At 39.1% G+C, this 21480-nt stretch carries 14 protein-coding genes and 1 tRNA gene; 12 read left to right on the top strand and 3 right to left on the bottom strand.

What is annotated here, in order from left to right:
* Positions 1–883 precede the first annotated feature (883 nt).
* The 9 genes from rpmH to treC all read left to right on the top strand — a co-directional run bounded on the left by rpmH (position 884) and on the right by treC (position 12586).
* Positions 884–1018: a 50S ribosomal protein L34 gene (gene rpmH, locus JHE06_RS12100; RefSeq protein WP_034551597.1), complete on the top strand. Its 135-nt coding sequence runs from the start codon at positions 884–886 to the stop codon at positions 1016–1018.
* A gap of 106 nt (positions 1019–1124) precedes the next feature.
* Positions 1125–1463, top strand: coding sequence for a ribonuclease P protein component (gene rnpA, locus JHE06_RS12095; RefSeq protein ID WP_058919567.1), 339 nt, complete (start codon positions 1125–1127; stop codon positions 1461–1463).
* A gap of 35 nt (positions 1464–1498) precedes the next feature.
* A complete protein-coding gene (gene yidC, locus JHE06_RS12090) occupies positions 1499–2332 on the top strand; it encodes a membrane protein insertase YidC (protein WP_058919566.1) in 834 nt (277 codons plus the stop codon).
* 44 nt (positions 2333–2376) lie between these two features.
* The gene (jag, locus tag JHE06_RS12085) at positions 2377–3165 is read left to right on the top strand and encodes an RNA-binding cell elongation regulator Jag/EloR (protein ID WP_201088895.1); all 789 of its coding nucleotides are present in this window, start codon (positions 2377–2379) and stop codon (positions 3163–3165) included.
* A 904-nt stretch (positions 3166–4069) separates the two neighbouring features.
* Positions 4070–5593 carry a helix-turn-helix domain-containing protein gene (locus JHE06_RS12080; RefSeq protein WP_201088894.1) on the top strand — a complete coding sequence of 508 codons (1524 nt, stop codon included), beginning with the start codon at positions 4070–4072 and terminating at the stop codon, positions 5591–5593.
* A gap of 152 nt (positions 5594–5745) precedes the next feature.
* Entirely contained in the window at positions 5746–7257 is a 1512-nt protein-coding gene (gene glpK / locus JHE06_RS12075; protein ID WP_058919563.1) for a glycerol kinase GlpK, read from the top strand.
* Positions 7258–7271: 14 nt separating this feature from the next.
* Entirely contained in the window at positions 7272–9107 is a 1836-nt protein-coding gene (gene glpO, locus JHE06_RS12070; RefSeq protein WP_058919562.1) for a type 1 glycerol-3-phosphate oxidase, read from the top strand.
* Between the two features lie 288 nt (positions 9108–9395).
* The gene (gene treP, locus JHE06_RS12065) at positions 9396–10907 is read left to right on the top strand and encodes a PTS system trehalose-specific EIIBC component (RefSeq protein ID WP_201088893.1); all 1512 of its coding nucleotides are present in this window, start codon (positions 9396–9398) and stop codon (positions 10905–10907) included.
* A 23-nt stretch (positions 10908–10930) separates the two neighbouring features.
* On the top strand, positions 10931–12586 hold the full coding sequence (gene treC, locus JHE06_RS12060; protein WP_201088892.1) for an alpha,alpha-phosphotrehalase: 1656 nt from the start codon (positions 10931–10933) through the stop codon (positions 12584–12586).
* Between the two features lie 640 nt (positions 12587–13226).
* On the opposite strand, the gene treR is transcribed toward treC, so the two are convergent.
* Both treR and JHE06_RS12050 read right to left on the bottom strand, forming a co-directional pair.
* On the bottom strand, positions 13227–13955 hold the full coding sequence (gene treR / locus JHE06_RS12055; protein ID WP_201088891.1) for a trehalose operon repressor: 729 nt from the start codon (positions 13953–13955) through the stop codon (positions 13227–13229).
* Between the two features lie 281 nt (positions 13956–14236).
* On the bottom strand, positions 14237–15082 hold the full coding sequence (locus JHE06_RS12050; protein ID WP_201088890.1) for a 3D domain-containing protein: 846 nt from the start codon (positions 15080–15082) through the stop codon (positions 14237–14239).
* An 863-nt stretch (positions 15083–15945) separates the two neighbouring features.
* On the opposite strand from JHE06_RS12050, the gene mnmE reads away from it, so the two are divergent.
* The 3 genes from mnmE (at position 15946) to JHE06_RS12035 (ending at position 19844) form a co-directional block, all read left to right on the top strand.
* Entirely contained in the window at positions 15946–17334 is a 1389-nt protein-coding gene (mnmE, locus tag JHE06_RS12045) for a tRNA uridine-5-carboxymethylaminomethyl(34) synthesis GTPase MnmE (protein ID WP_058919556.1), read from the top strand.
* Positions 17335–17534: 200 nt separating this feature from the next.
* Positions 17535–19430, top strand: a complete 1896-nt coding sequence (gene mnmG, locus JHE06_RS12040) for a tRNA uridine-5-carboxymethylaminomethyl(34) synthesis enzyme MnmG (protein WP_058919555.1) — start codon at positions 17535–17537, stop codon at positions 19428–19430.
* A gap of 341 nt (positions 19431–19771) precedes the next feature.
* Positions 19772–19844: transfer RNA gene (locus tag JHE06_RS12035), tRNA-Val, on the top strand.
* Between the two features lie 82 nt (positions 19845–19926).
* Here the strand turns inward: JHE06_RS12035 and JHE06_RS12030 are convergent.
* Positions 19927–20943: a PTS transporter subunit IIC gene (locus JHE06_RS12030; protein WP_058919554.1), complete on the bottom strand. Its 1017-nt coding sequence runs from the start codon at positions 20941–20943 to the stop codon at positions 19927–19929.
* Positions 20944–21480: the final 537 nt, after the last annotated feature.

The following is a 21480-nucleotide window of genomic DNA, read 5'->3' as shown; positions in this document are numbered from 1 at the left end:
ATAGAGAACCTCCTTTATAAATGTGTCTTTCTTATTTTAGCACTTTCTTTTAAAGTTTTCCACAAGTAGTTGCAACCTGTTGAAAATTCATACAAGACTTGTCAATATAGTTATCCACAGGCTAAAATAAATAGTGTATAACTAATTTTAAAAACCTTTCTGTTAATAGAAAAGGGGAAAACTTACAGTCTTTTAATGGCTATATATCAATGTTTTTAAAAGTTATCCACAGACTCGATCTGGTATGTGTAAGAAACCGTGCACAGCTTGTTCGTTTGTGGATAACAGCTTTATAACTCAATTTTAATAAAGTACTGAAAAAAAGCTATACCGAAGGCTGTGGATAATAAAAACCGGATTGTGGATATCTTTTAGAGCACGCAAAAACAGCCATAAGCTTTTTGTTATAGTTGTTTTTCTACGGTTTTTTTTTGGATAGATAAAAAGAAAAAAGGCAGTAAAAACAGGGAAAAAATGAACTGGAAATAAAATGTAAACTGTTAAGATTTAAGCGGGAAGGAATAAAATAAAGAGAGAAAAATGAGGGGAAATCGAATTTTTTATTCATTTTACGAACATGAATAAAGCTGTTAATAGAAAAGGAAGAGATAGAATAAAATTAGAATCCATTAGAAATAGTTGCTCAATGGTTGGTATTTTTTCAGCTCGGAAACTATTTTTTTAAAGACAAGGAATAAAAAAGTGAAAAGAAGGTTCCCTATTCTTGTAATTTATGCTATCATACTGAAGTGAATGAATAAAAAAGGTTTGAAATTAATTTTGATAAGCCCGTTTTTATTTCATTAGAATAAATGAGACTGTCTTGTGCTGCTAAACAACAATATAATGAGAGATAGTTATTATTACAGGAGGTGTATTACGAATGAAAAGAACTTACCAACCTAAAAAACGTAAACGTCAAAAGTTACATGGCTTCCGTAAACGTATGAGTACCAAAAATGGACGTAATGTATTACAAAGTAGACGCCGTAAAGGCAGAAAATCATTGTCTGCATAGATCACTGAACGTCTCAGTGGTCTTTTTTTTCTTTTTTTATTAAAAATACACATACTTATAGAAGCAATTTGTTCAGGTAAAGAAAAAGAGATGAGAGGTTATTTGAATGAGAAAAGCCTATCGTGTCAAAAAAGAATCAGAATTTCAAAAAGTATTTCATCGTGGAAAATCTACAGCCAACCGGCAATTTGTTCTTTATGTATTAGACAAAAAAGAACAACCGCATTTTCGAGTAGGGCTGTCTGTCGGTAAAAAAATTGGCAATGCAGTGGTAAGAAATGCCGTTAAGCGAAGAATACGTCAAAGTTTAACAGAATTAAAGCCTCATTTAAAATCGGAGAAAGATTTTATCGTCATTGCCCGTAAACCAGCGGCAACAATGTCGGTAAAAGAAACTAAAAAGAGCTTGATCCACGTTTTGAGATTGGCTAAAATGTTAGATTAAGCTTATTTTTTTATTGAAAGAATGGGGGAAAAACCGTGAAAAACCGTAAGCGATTACTTCTTTTATTAGGAACCGTTTTGTTAGCAGTTGTTTTAGTGGGGTGTGGTACATCACCTATCACTGCTGAAAGTACAGGATTTTGGGATCGATACATCGTTTTAAACTTCTCACGTGTGATTATTTGGTTATCTGATTTATTTGGTGGAAGTTATGGATTGGGAATTATTGTTTTCACCTTGATCATCAGGATTGTTCTATTGCCTTTAATGCATGGGCAAACCAAAAGCACACGTAAGATGAGCGAATTGCAACCAAGAATCAAAGCTTTGCAAGCACAATATTCATCTAAAGATGCTGAAACACAAAGTAAATTAAAAGAAGAAACATCTAAATTGTATTCAGAAGCAGGAGTTAATCCGGTCGCGGGTTGTTTGCCTTTACTGATCCAAATGCCTGTATTGATGGGTCTTTATCAAGCAATCAGCCGAACAGAAGCGCTAAGCACCGGGAATTTCTTATGGATGAACTTAGGTAAACCAGACCCAATGTTTATTTTACCTGTTTTGGCTGCTATTTTAACTTATGCAACAACAAAATTATCAAGCATGAGCCAAGCTGAATCAAACCCGACAACCACATCTATGATGTACATGATGCCGGCATTGATTTTATTTATGGGTATCACACTGCCAAGTGCATTATCATTGTACTGGGTAGTAGGAAATGCTTTTTCTGTTGGACAAACGTTATTACTGAATAATCCATTTAAAATCAGAAAAGAACGAGAAGAAAAACTCCAAGCTGAACGTGAACGCGAACGCGCTCTAGAAAAAGCGTTAAATCCGAAAAAGAAAAAGAAAAAGAAATAAGTCTTTACTATCAATCAAGAGTAGATAGAACGGAGGATCAACAGATGGATAAGTACACGGCTCAAGCAGCAACAGTAGCAGAAGCAACTCAAAAAGGTTTGAAGCTTTTAGGTATCCGCGAGGAAGAAGCTTCTATTGAAATCGTTACTGAGGGAAAAAAAGGTATTTTAGGTTTCGGTAAGAAAGATGCGATCGTGATCGTAGAAAAGAAAAAGATAACGAAAGAACCAATGACACGAGCAGATGCAAATATTGATTCAAAAGTTTTAAGTGAGAAAAGCGAGCACACAGAAATTCAAAAAGAAGAGTTTCCAGAAGATGTGAAAGAAGCTGCTCAGTTGGATCAACAAGTTACAGATGCGAATAAAAACTCGCAGAATAACGAAGAAGCAGTGCAATTGGTTTCTGATTATTTGGCTGACATTGCTCAACAAATGGGAGCTGCTGCAACCGTAGATGTTGAAAAGTCGCGCAATCAGGTTACTTTCCATATTCATACCGAAAAAGCCGGTTTGGTCATTGGCAAACATGGTAAGACACTGAATGCTTTACAATCGCTAGCACAAGTGTTGCTGTACCATCATGCACCAACTAAACTTACAGCTATTGTAAATGTTGGAGATTATCGTGAACGCCGTGAAGCTGTTTTAAAACAATTAGCTAATCGAACGGCTGAAAGAGTTGTTCGTACAAACCTTCCTGTTTTTCTAGAACCAATGCCTGCTTTTGAAAGAAAACAGATTCATTTTTATTTGAGTAAAAATAAACAAGTTGCGACTCACTCAGAAGGCAATGAACCTCACCGTTACTTAGTAGTCGAACCGGTGAAATAAAGCGAAAAAGCTTAACAACAAGGGAAACCTTTTTGTTAAGCTTTTTTGTATGGCTCTTTGTCCAATTGTGTTGGTGACTCTTAGGGGGTGGAATTGAATTACCTCCGTAGTTTACTACTCAAGCTTTAAACGAAGCGGAAACACCATTCTTCTTAGCGTCGATTCGGCTCGTTTTCTTGTTTTTGGGACGAACGCCCTTCTTTTTGGCAGTAGTTTGTCCCGTTCTAAAGCAGACACTGCAAATGGTCAAGAAAATAGCAGTGATCCGAAAATTTCACTACCTGCAGTTGAATAGAAAAGCGACAGAGATCGCGTATTGTAAGGAGTACATGAGAAAGAAAATAACCCGATGCAAGTAGGTAGCGTTCAATAAAAATAAGTTCTAATTTCTTTACCCCTTTACCAGAATATCTTGACACTAACATCAATATTCTTATGATAGAACTTTTATTCTAACGGAGATTTTCGTCTGTCATTACTTTTAGATGCCAACACTAAAGGATAGAACCTAAAAGCAAAGATGATGGAAAGGAAAAAGGAATTTGGCTGCAGTTGTCTAACCAATTTTTTAGGCTGTATTCCTGTATGATGACAGAAGAGAGTAGAAACGCTGGTAAGATTCCTTGAAAAGGTATGCAAAGTAGAGTTTAATGAATGTAAGAGTTTCACTGAAGGAGAGAAAACAGAATGGATGTAGTTAGTATTGGAGCATCATTTGCTGAAGTAACGGCAGCTTTAAAAGTTAGAGAACTTTAATTGCTCTTTGATAAGCAAAGCCATCGAATTCTCGGCGGTCAATTCTTGTTGGAGACGACTATCCTGGCGCTAGCTGAGCAATTAGCTGTGAAAGCATTGACCAGTTGTTTTGGCAAAGAAGTTAGTCAAAAGGAGTGAGGAACTCGTTATGGAAATAGAAGATCTACTGGACAAAAGTGAACGGTATCAGGTTCGTATTTTAAGAAAGCTCCTTTTAAACGGCGGACAAATCAGCTATCGTGAATTGTTCTCTTCTTTACAGATAGCGAAACCATCTTTTGATAAGTATTTGCAGAATATACAAGATCTTGCTGCTGTATCGCCTCACCTGTTTGCATTTGAGCGAATAGATGATGAATTGGTTTTGCGGTTGGAAAAACACCACACATTGCAGGAAATTTGTTGTTTATACATCAAGGATAGCTTGAAATTTCAAGTTTTAGATTATATCTATCAATATCAGGAATTTACAGTGCCTCAATTGACCAATCAGCTTTTGGTCAGTGAAGCGTCTTTCTATCGACGCTTAAAAGAAATAAACGGTTTTCTGAAAGAATTCGATATTCAAATCCGTAATGGAAAAATGCGGGGCGAAGAATTGCAGATCCGCTATTTTTTCTTTCAGCTTTACTGGTTTTTGGAACCCTATACAAATCATCAAATAAATCATACAGATAGCTGGCAAAGCAAAACGGTCAGGGTTTTAGAGCGGAATCTGGATGTTGTGCTCCATGACCATGACCGCCAACGATTGAACCTCTGGATGATCATTACCCGTAAACGAATTCAATTGAAATACAAAACTTATTGGCAATTACGGCGATCGATAATACCTTTTCAAGAAAATGAATTGTATAAAAAACTAAAGGAAACGGTTTTTCGTTTTTTGAGCCGCTATTCATTCGAAGCAGAAGAAGAGGAGGCGATGATATTTTTTGTATTTCTAGTTTCCATGTCGATTTTGCCTGAAGAATTTTATGGAAATCAGCCTGCTGAGTTGAAGTTGATTGCTTTTCCTCATGCTGAATATTATCAGCAGCTGCTTTCAAGAATCACTCAGAATTTTGGGTTGAAGTCTTTGTCTCCGTCTTTGCTTTCTAAGACCTTCTATTATCTAACCCAGACACATCTGCTTTTATTCTTTTTTCAAGGAGATCTTCAATTTCATGATTTAGAAAATTTGTGGGAAAAGGAAAAAGCTATTGTGCGTCCGAATGTTAAACAATTTTCCTGCATACTTCTAAAGGATACGTTAAAAACCATGAATCAAAAATCAGATGAAAAAAACACACTTCAAATGAACGCTCTGGGCCGGTACCTTAGTATTCTGAAACTTGTTGAGAATGAGAGTTCTTCTAAGATCCATATCGGAATCGACTTGCAGATGGAAAAACTATATGCTGAAACAGTAACAACGATGCTCATTCAAAGTCTGGATGAGCGCAATGGAGTGAGAATGGAGCCTTACCGCAGCGAGGCTTCTTATGATTTGGTGATCACCAATACCAATGCGGCTCTTTTTGGCAAATACCCTATCAAACAAGAAGTTTATGTGCTTTCTGAATTAGGATCGACTTATGATCTCCTTCAAATCAAGAAGGAAGTGCACCTGATTTTGGAGAACAAGAAAAAAGATTTTATGCAAGATCAACTTAAAAATACACCAAAGTGAAAGGGACTCTTTCCTCATATAGAGAGGTTTCCTTTCTTTTTTGTCACTTTTTTTGGAAACGGTAAAAAAAGTTGGTAGTTTCTCCTCTGAAAAACGCGTTATGATTAGACTATAAATGAAAGAGGTTACAATTTTTTGGAGGTAAGAAAAAAATGACAGAAGAGAAATATATTATGGCGATCGACCAAGGTACAACCAGTACAAGAGCCATTATATTTGATAAAAAAGGCAAAAAATTAGCTAGTTCTCAAAAAGAAATTCCGCAATATTTTCCTCAATCAGGTTGGGTAGAACATGATGCCGTTGAAATCTGGAATTCTGTTCAAATCGTGATTGCCGGAGCTTTGATCGAACTTGGGATCAAACCAAATCAAATAGCGGGCATCGGGATCACCAATCAGCGAGAAACGACCGTTATTTGGGATAAAAAAACTGGACGTCCGATTTACAAAGCAATCGTTTGGCAGTCTCGCCAAACATCTGACATTGCAGATCAGCTTATGAAAGACGATCACTCAGAAATGATCCATGAAAAAACTGGTTTGCTGATTGATGCTTATTTTTCTGCAACAAAAATTCGATGGATCTTGGATCATGTACCAGGAGCACAGGAACGTGCGGAAAAGGGCGAACTTCTTTTTGGAACGATCGATACTTGGCTTACTTGGAAATTATCAAATGGCAAAGTTCATGTAACCGATTACTCAAATGCCAGCCGTACGATGCTATTCAATATTCATAACTTAGAATGGGACGAAGATATTTTACAATTGTTGTCCATTCCGAAATGCATGCTTCCGGAAGTGAAATCCAATTCTGAAGTTTACGGCTACACACAGAGTTTGAATTTTTATGGCGGTGAAGTTCCAATCTCGGGTATGGCCGGTGACCAGCAGGCTGCTTTATTTGGTCAAATGGCGTTTGAACCGGGCATGGTTAAAAATACCTATGGAACAGGTTCGTTTATTGTCATGAATACTGGAGAAAAACCGCAATTGTCCGGCAATAACTTATTGACGACCATTGGTTACGGAATCAATGGGAAAATCTACTATGCTTTAGAAGGCAGTATTTTTGTAGCAGGATCAGCTGTACAATGGCTGCGGGACGGCATGAGACTGATCGAAACAGCAGCTGAATCGGAAGAAGTTGCAGCTGCTGCGTCCAGCGAAGACGAGATTTATGTTGTACCGGCTTTTACAGGATTAGGTGCTCCGTACTGGGACTCAAACGCTCGCGGTGCCGTATTTGGTATGACACGCGGAACAACACGGGAAGATTTTGTCAAAGCAACCTTGCAAGCAGTGGCGTATCAAGTTAGAGACGTCATTGATACGATGTGTCTGGACTCAGGTATTGATATTCCACTGCTTAAAGTAGACGGCGGAGCGGCTATGAACAACCTGTTAATGCAGTTTCAAGCCGACATTCTAAATGTTCCCGTCCAACGGGCAGCGGACTTAGAAACAACCGCGTTAGGTGCTGCGTTCTTAGCTGGATTAGGAGTGGGCTTCTGGAAAGACTTGGATGAAATTAAATCCTTCAGTGAAGAAGGAGAACGATTCACGCCGCAAATGCCTGAAGAACGCCGCGAAGATTTATATGCAGGCTGGCAAGAAGCTGTGGCGGCTACGCAAGTGTATAAACATAAGAGCAAAAAATAAAGGAGTGGGAAAAGATGACATTCTCATCAAAAACTAGAAAACAAGCGATAGAAAAAATGAAAACCGAGACCCTTGATCTATTGATCATTGGTGGTGGAATTACGGGTGCCGGCGTTGCTTTGCAAGCCAGCGCATCTGGTATGAAAACCGGATTGATCGAGATGCAGGATTTTGCTGAAGGAACTTCTTCACGTTCGACAAAATTAGTTCACGGCGGACTGCGCTACTTAAAAACATTTGATGTGGAGGTTGTAGCAGATACTGTTCAGGAACGTGCAGTGGTACAAAGCATTGCACCGCATATCCCAAAACCAGATCCGATGCTGCTTCCGATTTATGACGAACCTGGTGCAACCTTCAATATGTTTTCAATCAAAGTAGCGATGGATCTATACGACCGCTTAGCGAACGTGACAGACCCTCGTTATACGAATTATATGCTGACGAAAGAAGAAGTGCTGGAAAGAGAACCTCAACTGCAAGGAGAAAGACTTTTAGGCGGCGGCGTTTATTTGGACTTTAGAAACAATGATGCACGTCTGGTGATTGAAAATATTAAACAAGCTGCTCAAGATGGGGCGCAGATTGCCAGCCATGTGCAAGCTCAATCGATTCTGCACGACGAAAATGGTCAAGTGAATGGCGTACGAGTATCGGACTTGCTAACAGGAGAAGAATTTGATATTCATGCCCGTTTAGTGATCAATACAAGCGGACCTTGGTCTGATTTTGTACGAGAACTAGATGAAAATGACACGACCCCGTCACAAATGCGCCCGACAAAAGGAGTGCACTTGGTCGTTGATGCTAAAAAACTATCTGTACCGCAGCCAACTTATTTTGACACTGGAGATCAAGATGGCAGAATGATTTTTGTGATTCCTCGTGAAGATAAGACTTATTTTGGTACGACCGACACAGATTACCATGGAGATTTCAATCATCCGACAGTGACACAAGAAGATGTCGACTACCTTCTTGAAATCGTCAACCGCCGTTACCCAGAAGTCGATTTGACGATTAACGATATTGAAGCCAGCTGGGCTGGTTTACGTCCGCTTATTGCTTCAAATGGCGGATCTGATTACAATGGAGGAAACAATGGCAGCCTTTCAGATAAGAGTTTCGATGAAGTCGTTGCTGTTGTATCCAAATTCCAACGCAACGAAGCAACCCGTTGGGATGTAGAAGAAGTGTTGGAGAACGTAGAAAGTACTTTATCAGAAAGCGAAGCGAGTCCTTCTTCAGTTTCACGCGGAAGCGCACTTGAAACAGCAACTAACGGTCTCATCACGCTTGCTGGGGGTAAATTAACGGATTACCGTAAAATGGCAGAAGGTGCTGTTAACCTCGTTCAAGAGACGTTGGAAAATAAATTTGATTTGTCTTACAAATTAGCGGATTCTAAAAACTATCCAGTATCTGGCGGTAAAATCGATCCTGCTAATGTCGATGAAGAGTTAGAAAAAATCGCTCAAATCGGAATTGAAAAAGGGTTGAGTAAAGAAGAATCTGTCTACTTGGCTGATTTGTATGGTTCTAATGCTCCGAAAGTTTATGCACAAATCGACGAACTGGAAGCTGTTCCTGGGTTAAGCTTAGCGGATACGCTTAGTCTTCATTATGCAATGGAAGAAGAGATGGCATTGCGGCCAATAGATTTCTTCTGGCGCCGTACCAACCATATGCTCTTTATGCGCGATACGCTAGATGCGATCAAACAACCAGTAGTAGATGAAATGGCACGTTTTTATGATTGGTCAAATGAAGAAAAAGAAAAACAAATGGAAGAATTAAACCGCACTATTGCCGAATCTGATTTATCAGAATTGAAACAACGTAACGCTTAATAAGAACCAACAAAAATAGATTTAACAGCTGAACCGCAAAGAAACTAAACGTTTCCTTTGTGGTTCGGCTGTTATTTTTTTTGCTGTATAAAGCGATTTCTTTTCTTAGCGTACGCATTTCTTGGCTCATTGAAATGATGGGAACTGTTATAATTTAACACTTGGTTTTTTTAAAAGAGGGTTTATTGATAAAAAAATATAAAACGCTTGCATTTTTGTTTAAAAAAAGGTACATTTTACTTGTATATACAAGTTGGAGAAAAGCAGTTTATAGAGGAGGAAAAAGAAATGGCGGATTACAAGCAAGATGCGAAACAGTTATTGGAAGACATTGGCGGTCCCGAGAATATTTCTGCGGTCAGTCACTGTGCTACACGGATGCGGTTCGTATTGAACGATGCTTCCAAAGCAGATGTCAAAAAAATTGAAGATATCCCCGCGGTAAAAGGCACTTTCACACAAGCCGGTCAATTTCAGGTCATTATCGGAAACGATGTCGCTACATTTTATAACGAGTTTTCAAAAATTTCCGGTAAAGAAGGAGTATCAAAAGACGAAGTAAAAGCAGCCAGTAAACAAAATCAAAACCCAATTCAGCGGGCGATGTCTGTATTAGCTGAAATATTTTCACCCATTATTCCCGCAATTGTAGTAGGGGGTCTGATTTTAGGATTCCGTAACATTTTAGAAGGCGTTCCCATGGAGTCGCTTGGTCAACTTGTAGTTGATGGTACGGCACAATTTACGAATGCTGGTGCCCCAATTTATAATACTATCGTCGATGTAAGTCAATTTTGGAACGGTGTCAACAGCTTTTTATGGTTGATTGGCGAAGCGATTTTCCACTTCTTACCAGTTGGAATCACATGGAGCATTGCTAAGAAAATGGGAACGACTCAAATTTTAGGAATTGTTTTAGGAATTACATTAGTTTCACCGCAATTATTAAATGCCTATGCCGTTGCCGAAACAGCAGCAGCAGATATTCCGTTCTGGGATTTCGGTTTTTTCCAAATTGATATGATTGGTTATCAAGCACAAGTTATTCCTGCAATGTTGGCCGGTTTCCTACTAGCTTACTTGGAATTAGGATTGCGTAAAGTTATCCCGCAAGCTGTATCAATGATTTTTGTTCCTTTCTTCGCCTTAGTGCCAACTGTATTGATTGCGCATACAGTTTTAGGTCCTATCGGCTGGATCATTGGAGGTTGGATTTCAAGTTTAGTCTATGCTGGTTTAGGCAGTTCAGTGAACTGGTTATTCGGTGCTTTGTTCGGTTTCTTGTATTCACCTTTAGTCATTACCGGGCTGCATCACATGTCAAATGCCATCGATTTGCAGCTGATCGCTGACTATGGCGGAACCAATTTATGGCCAATGATTGCTTTATCTAATATTGCTCAAGGTTCAGCTGTATTAGCTATTATTTTCCTTCATCGCGGCGATAAAAAAGAAGAACAAGTTTCTATTCCGGCAGCGATTTCTTGTTACTTAGGCGTAACAGAACCTGCAATGTTCGGGATCAACATCAAATACGTTTACCCATTTGTAGCTGCAATGATCGGTTCCGGTCTTGCTGGAATGGTTTCGACGATCTTTAATGTCACAGCCAACTCAATTGGAGTCGGCGGTCTGCCAGGGATTCTTTCAATCCAAAACCAATACTGGTTCGTATTCATTATTTGTATGGTGATTGCTATTGTAGTGCCGTTTGCCTTAACAGTCGTGTTCCGCAAATACAATATCTTTAATAAATCAGATCAAGCAATTGAAGCGAGTCAACCAGAATTAGGACAATAATTTTTTAGAAAGTAGGAATAACATTGAGTACGTTTCACGAAAAAGTCGTTTATCAAATTTATCCGAAGTCTTTTAAGGATTCAGATGGAGATGGAGTTGGAGATTTAAAGGGAATTATTGAAAAAATCCCTTATTTGGCTAGTTTGGATGTGGATATGCTCTGGCTGAACCCTTTCTTTTCATCACCGCAAAAAGATAATGGGTATGATATTTCCAATTATACTGAAATTGATCCTTTATTTGGAACGATGGAAGACTTTGAACTGCTCGTTTCAGAAGCTAAAAAGCACCAAATGGAAATTATGCTGGATATGGTTCTGAACCACACATCCATTGAGCATGAGTGGTTTCAAAAAGCATTAGCCGGCGATAAGAAGTACCAAGATTATTATATTTTAAGAGAGCCCAAAGCTGATGGTTCTTATCCGACCAACTGGGTTTCCAAGTTCGGCGGCCCGGCTTGGGCACCATTTGGAGATACCGGAAAGTGCTACTTGCATCTTTATGACGTTACTCAAGCTGATTTAAACTGGCGCAACCCGGAAGTTCGTAAAGAATTATATGAAGTGGTTAATTTTTGGCTGGAAAAAGGCGTGACCGGATTCCGATTTGATGTTATCAATGTGATTGGAAAAGAGGAAGTGCTGGTTGATGCGGAAGACAACGTAGGCAAATCATTGTATACCGACCGGCCGATTGCTCACGAGTTTATCCATGAGTTGAACCAAAAAACATTTGGACATGTAAAAGACTCAATGACTGTTGGAGAAATGTCTTCAACGACTGTAGAAAATGGTGTAGCTTATTCAAATCCTGAAAACGAAGAATTATCGATGGTTTTTAGTTTTCATCATTTAAAAGTTGATTACTTGAATGGAGAAAAATGGAGTTTGATGCCGTTTGACTTTATGAAATTGAAACAGTTGTTAGATGAATGGCAAGTCGGCATGTCGGAAGGCAATGGATGGAACGCATTGTTTTGGAACAACCATGACCAACCGCGGGGCATCAGCCGTTTTGGAGACCCTGTTAACCACTTTGAAGCTTCAGCTACCTTACAAGCGCAAACGATGCATTTGCTGCGTGGAACGCCTTATATTTACCAAGGCGAAGAGATCGGGATGACCGATCCTGGTTTCGAAGAGTTAGAGGATTATGTTGATATAGAAACATATAATGCTTATGCTGAATTGGTGGGAAAAGGGTTGTCGCATGAAGAAGCAATGGAGATCATTAAAGTGAAATCTCGTGACAACAGCCGAACGCCTATGCAGTGGAACAATGACTTGCATGCAGGGTTTACAACTGGTAAACCATGGTTGAAAGTAGCTGAGAATTTCCATAGTATCAATGTAAAGCAAGAACAAGCAACCGGCTCGATTTTAAACTATTATAAACAGTTGATTCGTTTGCGGAAAGAGATGAAAATTATCTCTGAAGGCAGTTATCGAGGAATCTTGATGGATCATCCAAGTGTTTATGGTTATGTCAGAGAATACCAAGGAGAACAATTGTTGGTATTAAATCATTTTTATGCTGAACCAGTAAGTGTTGAGATCCCGGAAGAATTCTTAAATCGCAAATGCCGCTATTTGATCGGCAACGGTGAGAAACGAGAATTGACCGAGATGTTGACACTGGCACCTTACGAAACGATTGCTTTTTATTTTGAAGCGTAAATAAAAGATCACAAAAAGAGAAAGAGCTTTAAATCGAAGTTTAAAAACTTTGATTTAAAGCTTTTTTATTTAACTATAAAATAGTGTTGGTGGGCTCGTAAGGCATGTAATTTCCTCTGGAATTTACGTATTTTCTTGTGGAAAGTCATAGAACCTCCTGGAGCCTTGGTAGTCTCCAGAAGCTTCAAATGGATATGTGTGTGCCTTAACTGTACGCTAAGATTCGACTTAAGGCACGCAAAACCCGGATACGTACCTTAACTGGACAATAAGACCCGACTTGAGGCACGCAAAATCCAGATGCGTACCTTAACTGTATAATAAAACGCGACATAAGGTATGCAAACCCATTTTGAAGGCGATATGATAAGGATGAAAAAATTCTATCCATACGGTACATAAGAACACAGTACAAATTATATGAATAAGAGAAATCAAATAGAAAAATTCTTTCAAAATAGCTGTACTATGCACGACGAATCGTCTAACAGGTTTGTAGTAAGATCACAGAATAAGTAAGTAGAGTAGTTGGTCTACTCATCAAATCGCAATCATAAAAAAACTGTAGGGCGCAATTCATCATGCACTCTACAGTTTTTTTTATTTGTATAGGATAAGGCTATTATTTTGATTCCTTTATTTAAAGAGTTTCGCTTGGGTTTCTGCGTCGGGCAAATTCAACGAAGCGGAATCGATCTAAGCGGTGACGGGATTCGGTATACTGGAAGAGTGTTGTGTCTTCCAAATAAACATCGCTTCGGACCACTACGACATGCGTATCCTCATCATGCAGATCCATTAAAAGGTGATCCTCGGCGGTAGCTGGTTCAACAGTGATTTCTTTTTGAGCATAGCCGATCACTAATCCTAAAGTTTGCTCAATATAGGTGTAGAGAGAATCATGAGCAGCAGCATCAGGCATGTCTGAAATGACCGAAGCTAAAAGGTAATCTTTGTCTAAAATCACCACTTCTCCATTCACTTGCCGTTGTCTTTCAACATAAATAGCTGGCGTTCCTTCTGGCAGTTTCAAATGTTTGGCCAAAGCATCTGGCAATGGAGTATGGATATTTTTTGTAACGATCGTTTGGCTGTTGATGTGTTGAGCCGTTTGCAATTCTTTGTAGCTCGTCAAGCCAGAAACGGGAAAGTCAAAGCGTTTCACATCCAAAACAATCGATCCTTTGCCTTGTTTTTTTTGAATGTACCCATTTTCCAATAATAAAGATAAGGCTTTCCGAATGGTTTCGCGGGACACTGCGTATTTTTTTGCTAGTTCGTTTTCACTCGGCAAGAGGTCTCCCGCTAAATAAACCTGATTCAAAATAGCCGCTTCAATCGTTAAATAAATCTCAGTGAATTTGTTCATGTAAGTTGCCTCGCATTTCTTTATATCCCTTATAGTTTAGCACATTCGGCAAAGGAAAAAACGAATCTTAATCATTTCTTTAGGAACAACTGCAGTATGGTTTGCTTAATGAAAACTGTGAAAGAAAGACCGTTTAGATTTGAGGTAATTGCTTGCAGTGAACCGATTTTATTTTATTCTAATTCTAAAAAAAGGCAAAAAAATACCCCCAAGATGTATACTGGACATCATTGGGGGTTGTTTATACCTGTTTTTGCAGTTTCAAGCCGTTTTGTTACAAATTAGTTTGAAACTTGTACATTCAATGTTTGTCTGCCAAAGTTCATTGCTTGGTTTAAGTCAGTCATGTGAATGTCGATGCGGTTTCCTTGAATAGCACTACCTGTATCGCCAGCAATAAATGTACCGTATCCTGGGACAGTAATCGTTGATCCTAAAGGAATAACACTTGGGTCTACAGCAATAACATTAGGATTTTCATTTAAATTGATTCCTGTAGCTGTTGTGTCGCTTAATTCAGGTTGGTTAGTTGAATAAGCAGTAGCTTCAACGGAGACTGTTTGGCCAGATTGTGCTGCTGGTTCAGCTGTTTGTGTTTCTGCTGGTTGTTCTTCAACAGGGGCTGCAGCTGGTTCTTCCGTTTTTTCTTCAACGGGTGCTAGAGTTGTTTCCTCTGCTGGAGCTTGCGCTTCTTCTACTGGTGCTTGTGTTTCTTGTGGAGCTTCAGCTTCTACTTCAACCGCTTCTTCAGGTTGGCTCACATCGTAGCTCACAACTTCATCTTCATTTTCAATGGTCACGGTTGAATGATCAGCTGATAAATGAATCGTGTTGCCGCTATAGATTGTATTAGCGTTATTGATATCATTGATATCGACTAATGCATTAAGGGAATTGTCTGTAGCAGCTGCTACAGAAGATAATGTATCTCCCCATTGGATAGTGTATTCTGTGCTGCCATCTTCGTTATTTTGGATATCTTGTTTAATATCATCTACTGAACGAGCTTCCCAAGTAGTAGCTTCAAATTCTGCTGCTGAGGCTTGGGTTGGGTTTGAAACAGCTACGACTCCTGTTAAAGCTAAAGTAGCACCTGCGATAAATAATTTTGATTTAAAGTTAGACATTAATTTTTACTCTCCTTTTTATTTCCTAATAGTTTTATTGACTATATTTCGTTAAGAGCATATGACTGTAGTTTCGGACGACATATTCAATTGTATGTTATACGACTAAAGGTCTCTGAAGGACTCGTTCCTTCAACATTTGCTATCCTACCACGAATACTGAAAAAATAAAGGCATTACGCTAATCGTTATGCTTTCTTATCCTGTTTGTATTATTTGGGCCTTTTTTTGTCGAAAAAACGACAAATCGGCATTTTTTGTAAGATAGGGCTTTCTTTGTAATCTTTTCGATATGTTAATGCATTATTCGTAAACTAAGGTTCTGATTTTCACTGAAAAATCAAAAATCACTCGATTTTTTATAAAAAAAAGGAGGACAATCGAAAAAAGAGAGGCTGTTTAGGTTTAAATAACAGTGTTTTTAGGTTTTTAACTAAAGCATTGTAATGTAATAAGGAGTTGTTTTTTGTTTTAAAATGGGAAAAAGCAAAAGAGCAAGATCGTTTGCGCATCTTCTATAGGAAGACTTTAGTTTTCTGCTAGCCTTGAAACGAACTTTTTCTATATAAAAAAGCCACCAAGCAGTTTATCTCATTTTTTAAACGATTAAACTAATGAAGAGTTTTTTCAATAGATAGAACTTATTCTTAACTTGCTAAAAAAAGTGAACCGAAATTATTGACAAATAGTTAGAGAACTTGTATAGTCTTAACGGAGCAACAAGAAATAGAAACTAAACCATAAAATTAAACTTATCTGAATGATAAAAGTAGTCAAAGTGCTTTATCCATTCCATTTGTCAAAAGCAAAGGGGTGGAGTGGGCACTTTTTTCGTGCAAAAAATTAATAAGGAGTGAAGGAGTTTGTCATTAGAATTTGAAACAATCGCAGCCATTTCAACGCCTCCTGGTGAGGGTGCTATCGGTATTGTCCGTTTAAGTGGAGAAAATGCAGTAGAAGTTGCTGATCGTGTTTATCGCTCAGGAGCAAAAGTTTTAGCCGAACAAAAAAGCCATACGATTCATTATGGTCATATCCAAAATCCAAAGACGAATGAAGTGGTGGATGAAGTGATGATTTCAGTCATGCTGGCTCCTAAAACTTTTACACGTGAAGACATTATTGAAATCAACTGTCATGGCGGCATTACTTCTGTTAACCAAGTACTGCAAGTTGTTTTGCAGCAGGGTGCTCGTCTAGCTGAACCTGGAGAATTTACCAAACGTGCTTTTTTAAATGGACGAATTGACTTATCACAAGCTGAAGCTGTGATGGATTTGATCCGGGCAAAAACAGATAAAGCGATGCACGTTGCTTTACAGCAACTGGATGGCAACTTATCTAGCCTGATCCGGAGTCTGCGTTCAGATATCCTAGATACATTGGCACAAGTAGAAGTAAACATTGACTATCCTGAATACGACGATGTCGAAACGCTGACGTCTCAATTACTAGTTGAAAAAGCAACTCAAGTAAAAGCGCATATCCAGCAGTTATTGCAAACAGCTAGCCAAGGGAAAATCCTACGAGAAGGACTGGCGACAGCCATTATCGGACGCCCTAATGTCGGAAAATCTAGTTTATTGAACTTTCTTTTACAAGAAGAAAAAGCCATCGTCACGGAAATTGCCGGAACGACGCGTGATGTGATTGAAGAATACGTCAATGTCAGAGGAGTTCCGTTAAAACTGGTTGATACAGCCGGCATTCGTGAAACAGAAGACATTGTCGAACGCATTGGGGTCGAACGCAGCCGACAAGCGTTGAAAGAAGCCGATTTAGTGTTGCTGGTTTTCAATCAAAATGAGCCATTATCTGAAGAAGACCTTTTATTGATTGAAGCGACGAACCAAAACCACCGTATCGTTATTTTAAATAAAGTTGATTTACCGAATCAATTAGATTTGAACAAATTAGAAACGTTGGTCGATTCCGATTCTATTGTTAAAACATCGATTTTGACGAAATCGGGAATCGATCTCTTAGAAGAAAAAATAGCAGCTTTATTCTTTGCCGGCAACACAGGAGAACGGGATGCCACTTATGTATCAAACGTCCGCCATATTGCTTTGCTGAATGACGCTGAATCGGCACTGGATGATGTGATCACAGGCATTGAGGCAGGACTGCCGGTAGATCTTGTGCAAATGGACATGACCCGTTGCTGGGATCTGTTGGGCGAAATTACAGGAGACAGCGTTCAAGATGAACTGCTCAACCAACTTTTCAGCCAATTCTGTTTAGGAAAATAAAGATAATATGCGGAGCGTTCTGTTCAGCTCTGACAGAAAAATAGAAAAGTTCCCGCAAAAGGCTGTAAGCCTTGAGGATCATTTCTTCTTTTTTCCGGAGAGTTAGAGAGCGCAGCTCAATTAACAAGATACGAACATTATTTAACTTTACTATAGAAGAAAGTAATTAATTTGACTGACTAAACGAGAGGAATGATTTGATGCAACAATATGAAGCAGGTAGTTTCGACGTCATCGTAGTTGGAGCGGGACACGCAGGTTCGGAAGCAGCTTTAGCAGCAGCCAGAATGGGAAGCAGTACCTTATTGATTACCATTGATTTAGATATGGTTGCGTTTATGCCGTGTAACCCATCGATTGGTGGGCCAGCTAAAGGTGTCGTTGTCCGCGAAATCGATGCTTTAGGCGGAGAAATGGGACGTAATATAGATAAAACTTATATCCAAATGCGGATGCTGAATACAGGCAAAGGGCCAGCTGTTAGAGCTTTACGCGCCCAAGCGGATAAATTTATGTACGCAAATGAGATGAAAAGTACACTTGAAAAAACTGAAAACTTGCTATTGAGACAAGGGATTGTTGAAGAATTGATTGTTGAAGAGGGAGTTTGTAAAGGGATCATCACGAATACAGGCGCTATTTACCGCGGAGAAGCGGTTATTTTAACAGCGGGCACATCTTCACGTGGTCAAATCATCATAGGAGAATTGAAGTATTCTTCAGGTCCAAACAACTCACAACCGTCCATTAAACTATCAGAAAGTTTGCTGGAACATGGATTTGAACTAGAGCGGTTTAAAACCGGTACACCACCGCGTATTAAAGCTTCAACGATCGATTATAGTGTGACGGCCGAACAACCTGGAGATGAAAAACCCAACCATTTCAGCTATGAAACACCAGACAGTGCTTATTTGAAAGATCAATTGTCTTGCTGGTTGACTTATACCAATGAAACAGCTCACAGCATTATTCAAGCTAATTTGCATCGTGCGCCAATGTTTACTGGAATCGTTGAAGGAGTAGGCGCTCGGTATTGTCCTTCTATTGAAGACAAAGTAGTTCGCTTCAGTGATAAACCGAGACACCAACTATTCTTAGAACCTGAAGGCCGCAACACAGAAGAAGTTTACGTCCAAGGTTTATCTAGTTCGCTTCCAGAAGATGTCCAAGAGGATGTGCTGCATTCTATTGCTGGTTTAGAGAATGCCGAAATGATGCGGACCGGCTATGCCATCGAATACGATGTTGTTGTTCCTCATCAATTGCGTCCATCATTGGAAACGAAGACCGTTGAAAATCTTTTTACTGCTGGACAAATGAATGGAACTTCTGGATATGAAGAAGCGGCTGGTCAAGGTTTAATGGCTGGTATCAATGCAGCTCTTAAAGTCCAAGGCAAAGAGCCTTTTGTGATGAAGCGGAGTGAGGGATATATTGGTGTAATGATTGACGATTTGGTAACGAAAGGAACAAGTGAACCTTATCGCTTATTGACTTCTCGCGCTGAATACCGGTTATTGCTGCGTCATGACAATGCTGATTTTCGTTTAACAGAAATTGGGTACCAACTGGGTCTGGCGACAAAAGAACGCTATGAAACTTGTTTAACGAAAAAAATACAAGTTGAAAAGGAATTGGAACGTTTAAGCACGACTCGTTTAAAACCAACGGATGAGATCCAAGCCTTTTTAGCTGAAAAAAATATCGCTCCATTAAAAGACGGTATTTTAGCCATTGATTTTTTACGTCGTCCGGAATTATCTTATTGGGATATTCTTACTTTTGCGCCTTTAGCCGAAAGTCTTCCTAAAGATGTAGAAGAGCAAATAGAAATCCAAGTGAAATATGAAGGATATATCAAAAAAGCTAATCAAAAAGTAGATAAATTAAAACGCATGGAAAACAAACGTATCCCTGAAAATATTGATTATCTTGCTATTAATGGGTTAGCTACTGAAGCTAAACAGAAATTAACTCAAATCCGTCCTGAAACGATTGCTCAAGCAAGTCGTGTCAGCGGTGTGAATCCAGCAGATATTTCAATCTTAATGGTTTACGTAGAACAAGGGAAAATCGCAAAAGTTCAAGTATAATAAACGGCTGTTTGACAAATTGTATTGGTAACTCGTGAGGGACGAAATTTCTTCCGGAATTTATGTGTTTGCTTGTAGAAAGCCATGGGACCGCTTGGAGGCTTGAATTCTCTTCATGGCTACAAGCAGACACTATTCCTCCAGAAATTTCAAATCTGTAGCATGCAAGCATTTCACTTACCAATACTAAAATGATAGAATTTAATAAAAATGCCCTGACTTTGCAAAGTCAGGGTTTTATTGTGCAGTATAACGCGAAAAGGCTTTACTTAACGTTTCTATTCGCCTATAATAAGAATGTCGGTGTTTTTGCCAGCAATCCATGTTGACAAACCACTTTTGGTTCCTTAGCTCAGTTGGGAGAGCACTACCTCGACAAGGTAGGGGTCGCTGGTTCGAGCCCAGTAGGGACCATATCTTATAACCGAAAAGAAAGAGAACAGACATCAACGTCTGTTCTCTTTCTTTTATTTGTATTGAGTCAAAGGGCAAGTTTTTATTCTACAACAAGTGCCAAGTCGCCTTTGTTGACCCATTTAACTTTTTCCATAGCTGTATTGACCACGACGGCAATAGCAATGGGTACTAAAACACCGGCTAACATATAAACACCAAAACCAACAAATCCTTGAGCTGCCAAAATATTCAAAGGCGCGATCAATGAACAAAATCCAAGTCCGCCAAGGGCGCTAGGAGCTGTAAAACCTAGAATCACTGTAGCAAGTGGTGCAGCCACAGCTGCTGCTACGATTGGCCCGATCAATACCCTTGGGTTTTTAACGATATTTGGCAATTGCACTTTAGGTGTACAAACAAATTGAGCTAAAAATCCGCCAAGATCATTTTGTCGCATAGAAACGAATGAAAAAGCCATGTACATACTCGTTGTACCAACTAGCATAGCCGCACTTGAAACGGGGTCTAAATTCAAAGCAATCGCAATTGCTGCAGAAGAAGCCGGCGACATCAAAACCAGCCCGCCTACAACCGAGATAATGGCTGCTCCGATAATAGGAGATCCAGAAACAGACGCTGAAATAAAAGCACTGACAGTATTTAATAATGGCGCAATAACAAAGTTTAAGTAATAGCCAGCGACTCCTCCAGCTAATATAGCTGTAATGGGAATAGCCATCATATCTAAAGGCGTTTTTCCAGAGATGCGTTTGCCGACAAAAGTAGCAATCGTCGCTGCAATCAAACAACCGATCGGTTCCCCAGTTGCAATAGCTAAGACGCCTTCAGCGGTCATGTGAACAGCACCTGCTCCGATCGTACCAGCAGCCATCGCACTAAAGACGGTTAATGTGTTGGCTCCCAGCATAATGGCGATACCCGCACCAATCGCCGGCGCCATCAACATTTTTGTAGCCGTTCCGATCGTCACTAAAATAGCGAGGCCAGTCATGTTGCCGATGGTTTCGAGTAATAAACCAATTCCAATCGTTACAAAAATAGCATTTGCAACCCCGGATGATGCTTTGTACATACGATCGACTAAATAATTTTTCATTCTTCTTCGCCTCCAAATAAAATAGTGTTTGTAATTTCCTGACAACGCAGCTTATGATGGTCCCAAATTTTATTCGCCCTATAAAAAAAAGACAAGCCTTTGAGTTACAAAGGCTTGTCTCATCTATTAACAGATGATTGAGCCCAGTGTACGTAAACAAGGACTCAACTAAATGAATAGTTCGAATCCTGGGTCAAATCAATAAGTTAATAATGACTAGAGTTGTCTTCATAGTAGAACAGTTAGTGGTTTGATTCATTTTCGTCGTTTTCATATAAAGCAACTCCTTTTCATTTGTTGTTGTCAGACTATTAAAAACATTCTAACTGCTATTCACACCAAAGTCAAACTTTATATTCATTAAATTCTCATTTATTGTGTTTGTGGTTATTTTAATGGCTTAAACAGCTCTCTTTTTTGGCAAAAAAGAAATAAAAGTTTTGATTAAGCATTGCACTTAGACTAGTTTTGTTATACAGTTATACAGATGAACCTGTGAAACAAAATAGTGTTTCACACTATCAAAAGGAGTTGTCT

Source organism: Carnobacterium sp. CS13 (assembly GCF_016653495.1).
GTDB classification, from domain to species: Bacteria; Bacillota; Bacilli; order Lactobacillales; family Carnobacteriaceae; genus Carnobacterium_A; species Carnobacterium_A antarcticum.
The sequence above is the reverse complement of the archived record's forward strand: the minus strand, read 5'-3'. Positions and strand labels throughout refer to the sequence as shown.

Coding starts and splice junctions, on each gene's coding strand:
- rpmH (WP_034551597.1), top strand. CDS start 884: ATGAAAAGAACTTACCAACCTAAAAAACGTAAACGTCAAAAGTTACAT.
- rnpA (WP_058919567.1), top strand. CDS start 1,125: ATGAGAAAAGCCTATCGTGTCAAAAAAGAATCAGAATTTCAAAAAGTA.
- jag (WP_201088895.1), top strand. CDS start 2,377: ATGGATAAGTACACGGCTCAAGCAGCAACAGTAGCAGAAGCAACTCAA.
- JHE06_RS12080 (WP_201088894.1), top strand. CDS start 4,070: ATGGAAATAGAAGATCTACTGGACAAAAGTGAACGGTATCAGGTTCGT.
- glpK (WP_058919563.1), top strand. CDS start 5,746: ATGACAGAAGAGAAATATATTATGGCGATCGACCAAGGTACAACCAGT.
- glpO (WP_058919562.1), top strand. CDS start 7,272: ATGACATTCTCATCAAAAACTAGAAAACAAGCGATAGAAAAAATGAAA.
- treP (WP_201088893.1), top strand. CDS start 9,396: ATGGCGGATTACAAGCAAGATGCGAAACAGTTATTGGAAGACATTGGC.
- treR (WP_201088891.1), bottom strand. CDS start 13,955: ATGAACAAATTCACTGAGATTTATTTAACGATTGAAGCGGCTATTTTG.
- JHE06_RS12050 (WP_201088890.1), bottom strand. CDS start 15,082: ATGTCTAACTTTAAATCAAAATTATTTATCGCAGGTGCTACTTTAGCT.
- mnmG (WP_058919555.1), top strand. CDS start 17,535: ATGCAACAATATGAAGCAGGTAGTTTCGACGTCATCGTAGTTGGAGCG.
- JHE06_RS12030 (WP_058919554.1), bottom strand. CDS start 20,943: ATGAAAAATTATTTAGTCGATCGTATGTACAAAGCATCATCCGGGGTT.